The sequence below is a fragment of the Candidatus Bandiella numerosa genome, from assembly GCF_021811875.1.
In the GTDB taxonomy this organism is placed as follows: Bacteria; Pseudomonadota; Alphaproteobacteria; order Rickettsiales; family Midichloriaceae; genus Aquirickettsia; species Aquirickettsia numerosa_A.
Genome location: NZ_JAJBJD010000119.1, coordinates 1 through 3,433, shown reverse-complemented (window position 1 = coordinate 3,433; position 3,433 = coordinate 1). Strand labels below are relative to the sequence as shown.

Here is a 3,433-nt window from a genome sequence, read left to right as displayed (position 1 = left end):
TCTGATACTACCTCGCCTTTTTCTTTTTTTCTTACTATTATTTCAAAATCCATTTGATACCTGTATTGTTTTAGGTCAAAGGTTAGCACTTTTCCTATTTATACGCTATCTAATATTTATGCTTCCAGGACAAAATTTCAGCTTTGGCAAGTAAAAGAGAGGCGATTTGGGAAAGATTGGAAAAAGTAAGCTTTATGACAATTAATGAAAAACGTAAACAAGTGGGGCTAGCACCAATTAAAGGCGGTGATACAATTTAATAGTGATAACGACACAGGGAAGGGTTGGAAGAATAAAAAAAAGCCTTAGGAGGTTAACCCCAAGGCTTTTAAACACTTCTTAGGTAAGAAATGAATTTAATTCAACAATTAGTTAAATTAGAATGCAAATCTAACACCAGCAGTTAAAGTGTGTTGTAATTTTGGCGAGCCAGCTTTATTATTTGCATCTGTAACACCAAGGGCATTTAAGATTCCAGCAGGAGTTGTTCCAGCATTAGCAGCATAATCAGAAGCTTTGAATTTGTAATTTCCTGTTGTTCCAGACATTTTGTAACCAACATCTAAAGTAATATCTTTTACAACTTCATAACCAACACCAACACCAACTTGGTAAGCAAAACTTGTTAGGTTTTTAGATTTAATTGTTTCAGAAGCTGCTTTAAGAGCACCAGTTGTACCTTCTTCATAACCTGAAATTTTTCCTTCTAATGAACCTCTGTTAACACCAACACCAGCCATTACATATGGAGTGAATTCTGAAGCATTGTTGAAGTCATAATAAGCATTAGCCATTAAACCTAATTTTCTCTCTTTAAGGTTAACAGTTGAAGTTAATAATTTTGCACCATCAGAATTTGGATTAACATAATTTTTACCATCTTTGTCAGAATAAGCTCCACTAGCAACTTTACCTATTGCATTTGTTAATGTAATGCCTTTAAGATTTTTCTTACCTTGAGACATGTTAATTGTAACATCTGTTCTAACGCTGTCTGAAAGTGCATAACCAAAACCAAGGTCACCAGCAAATCCTTTAAGTCTATTGCTTTGGCTTGTTTTTTGGAAAAGTGCTGTTGTATCATCTTTTCCTTTAGCAATTTTTTCATTTAATTTTGGGCTTGAGAAATTGTAGCCTAGGTCAGCTCTAACATACATTTTGCCAGCTTCTAAAGCTGATGCACCTTGAGCAAACGCTGCAACTGCAACAGTTGTAAGTAGTATTTTTTTCATTGATAATTACCTTTTTAAATTATTTCCTAAGAACAAAAATCCTTAATTGATTACAGTTAAATACCACTTGGAATGATAGCGCAAATAAAAATTAGCATATTTTTGAAAATTTTTTATAAGTGTGGTGAAAATCATACACATCTACACTTGTGAATTAAATAACATGTTTGAAAAAAATATATATAATTTTATATATTAGTGATATAGTGAAATAGTAATTTAATAAAATAGGTAAATAGCTGAAATGCTAAACATACAAAGTATAAAGACAATTGGGGCCAATGGGCAACTCTCTTTAGGAAAAGCATTTGCAGGAAAGACGGTGGCAATTGAGCAAGTGGACGATGGAACGTGGATAATTAAAAGTGGCCATTTTATCCCTGAATCTGAAGAGTGGTTGCACGAAAAAGCTAATGTTACAAAATTAGACAGGGCATTTGAGTGGGTAAAGAAGAATAAACCCAAAGATAATTTTGACGAGATTGCAAGAGAAATAGAAAATGCCTAAAGTGGATATGAATAATCCCCAGTTCCAAGCAGATTTATTCCAATTAGAGAAAAAACAGCAAACTGCGTTGCTTTCAACCTTGAAAAAGATACATAAAATGACATGGGAGGAGGTGTATTCAAATAGAGGTTTGAAGTGGGAAATTATACTTTCCAAACAATATAATGGTAAGCGAATTTATTCTTTTAGATTTTCTCAAAAATATAGAGGATTGGCATTAAGAGAAGATGAGTATATTAGGCTGTTAACGCTACATGTTGACCATGATAGTGCATATTTATAAGTTATATAGCATAAGTCAGATATGCATTGACATCGGCACTCCTCGTTCATGTAGGATAATTACACTTTGCTCATCACTCCTTGTCACTATCTATTTGACTCAAGCTATAGCTGGCTTTTTTGAAAGTTCAATAATGATGTTATATTCATATTGAGTGATTGGCATGACAGAAAGCCTAGATTGCTTGACTAATGCAATATTTTGCAAATTTTCATTTTGTTTGATTTCAGCAAGCGAAATGGATTTTTTCAAAGAAGTGACATATTCAAAATCAACCATGTCAAATCTTCCAGATTCATCTGTGGGGTCTGGGTAGTATTCCTTCACAACTTTAATTAGCCCCTTAATGGCTTTTTCTTGGTTTGAATGATAGAAAAATGCTAAATCACCAAGTTTCATTAGGCGCAGGTTGTTTCTGGCTTGATAATTTCTTACTCCATCCCAGGCAGAGACTTTGTCTTGCTGCATTTGTGACCAAGAATAGGAGCTTGGTTCAGATTTTACTAACCAATAATTCATATTAAAAAATATTAAAAGGATAATGACTATGATTGCAAATCGTTTAGAAAATAACAATCTAAATTTACTAAATTTTGATGAGAGTGGGTATTTTCACGGCTATGCCAGTGTGTTTAACATAGTGGATTATGCTGGTGATATGATTTTGCCTAATGCATTTGTTGGAAATAAAATTGATGGAGTGAAGCTATTATGGCAGCACAATCATCATCATCCAATAGGTATTATAGATAAGGCATATGAAAATGAAAAAGGACTTTATGTCGAGGGGAGAATTTTTCTAAATTTGAACTTAGGGAGGGAAGCTTATATTTTAATTCAAAACAAGGTTACTGACCATTTAAGCATTGGATATGAAGTGGTGGATTTTTACTATCATGGCGATATTAGGTGTATTACAAAAATAAAACTTTGGGAGGTAAGTGTTGTGACTTTTCCCGCAAATGAATTTGCTGAGGTGATTGCCTTGTCCACTTGACCAAATATATGGTAAATGGTGGGTGATAGTGGACTCGAACCACCGACCCCTACGATGTCAACGTAGTACTCTAACCAGCTGAGCTAATCACCCAATAAGCGCATAAACATCGTTTCATTTTTTAAGACGACTCCTAATTCTATACAGATAAACGGAGCGTTATTCAAGAGATTTTAATTTTTCAACAACATTAATAGGAAGCATAAATATTAGATAGCGTTAAGCAACTTTTAGAATCAACTCATTGTCAATATTTGCTTCATAAAGATTCCACTCATTAGAGGACATAGTCGCTTTAATCTGCAAAACATTGTGAGCATTCTCTCTGGTCCACTGCATTTTTTGTTTTCGCTTGAATCTAGTATTTATTTGAGACTCTACTATAGTCTCTGCAATACTGCTTGTATATGGTA

General features: G+C 33.7%; 5 protein-coding genes, 1 tRNA gene and 1 pseudogene. 3 read left to right on the top strand and 4 right to left on the bottom strand.

All coding sequences use genetic code 11. The annotated features are described in order from the left end of the window. Positions 1 to 377: 377 nt before the first annotated feature. Positions 378 to 1,232: an outer membrane beta-barrel protein gene (locus L8D11_RS04295; RefSeq protein ID WP_236870441.1), complete on the bottom strand. Its 855-nt coding sequence runs from the start codon at positions 1,230 to 1,232 to the stop codon at positions 378 to 380. A 244-nt stretch (positions 1,233 to 1,476) separates the two neighbouring features. Between L8D11_RS04295 and L8D11_RS04290 the strand changes: the two genes are divergently transcribed. Continuing rightward, on the top strand, positions 1,477 to 1,740 hold the full coding sequence (locus tag L8D11_RS04290) for a hypothetical protein (protein ID WP_236870440.1): 264 nt from the start codon (positions 1,477 to 1,479) through the stop codon (positions 1,738 to 1,740). Positions 1,741 to 1,747: 7 nt separating this feature from the next. Then, complete coding sequence (locus L8D11_RS04285) at positions 1,748 to 2,023, top strand: hypothetical protein (protein ID WP_236870439.1); 276 nt, start codon at positions 1,748 to 1,750, stop codon at positions 2,021 to 2,023. Between the two features lie 99 nt (positions 2,024 to 2,122). On the opposite strand, the gene L8D11_RS04280 is transcribed toward L8D11_RS04285, so the two are convergent. Beyond that, positions 2,123 to 2,542 (bottom strand): EVE domain-containing protein, encoded by a 420-nt coding sequence (locus tag L8D11_RS04280; RefSeq protein WP_236870438.1) that lies wholly within the window; start codon positions 2,540 to 2,542, stop codon positions 2,123 to 2,125. Between the two features lie 28 nt (positions 2,543 to 2,570). Here L8D11_RS04280 and L8D11_RS04275 point away from each other — a divergent pair, with 28 nt between their 5' ends. Beyond that, positions 2,571 to 3,020 (top strand): HK97 family phage prohead protease, encoded by a 450-nt coding sequence (locus tag L8D11_RS04275; protein WP_236870437.1) that lies wholly within the window; start codon positions 2,571 to 2,573, stop codon positions 3,018 to 3,020. Positions 3,021 to 3,036: 16 nt separating this feature from the next. Here L8D11_RS04275 and L8D11_RS04270 read toward each other — a convergent pair. Continuing rightward, positions 3,037 to 3,113: transfer RNA gene (locus L8D11_RS04270), tRNA-Val, on the bottom strand. A 126-nt stretch (positions 3,114 to 3,239) separates the two neighbouring features. After that, positions 3,240 to 3,433 (bottom strand): annotated as a pseudogene (locus L8D11_RS04265) (hypothetical protein); the annotation flags it as partial.

Excerpts from the sequence above, each read along its gene's own strand:
- L8D11_RS04295 (WP_236870441.1), bottom strand. The coding sequence starts at position 1,232 with ATGAAAAAAATACTACTTACAACTGTTGCAGTTGCAGCGTTTGCTCAA.
- L8D11_RS04290 (WP_236870440.1), top strand. The coding sequence starts at position 1,477 with ATGCTAAACATACAAAGTATAAAGACAATTGGGGCCAATGGGCAACTC.
- L8D11_RS04285 (WP_236870439.1), top strand. The coding sequence starts at position 1,748 with ATGAATAATCCCCAGTTCCAAGCAGATTTATTCCAATTAGAGAAAAAA.
- L8D11_RS04280 (WP_236870438.1), bottom strand. The coding sequence starts at position 2,542 with ATGAATTATTGGTTAGTAAAATCTGAACCAAGCTCCTATTCTTGGTCA.
- L8D11_RS04275 (WP_236870437.1), top strand. The coding sequence starts at position 2,571 with ATGATTGCAAATCGTTTAGAAAATAACAATCTAAATTTACTAAATTTT.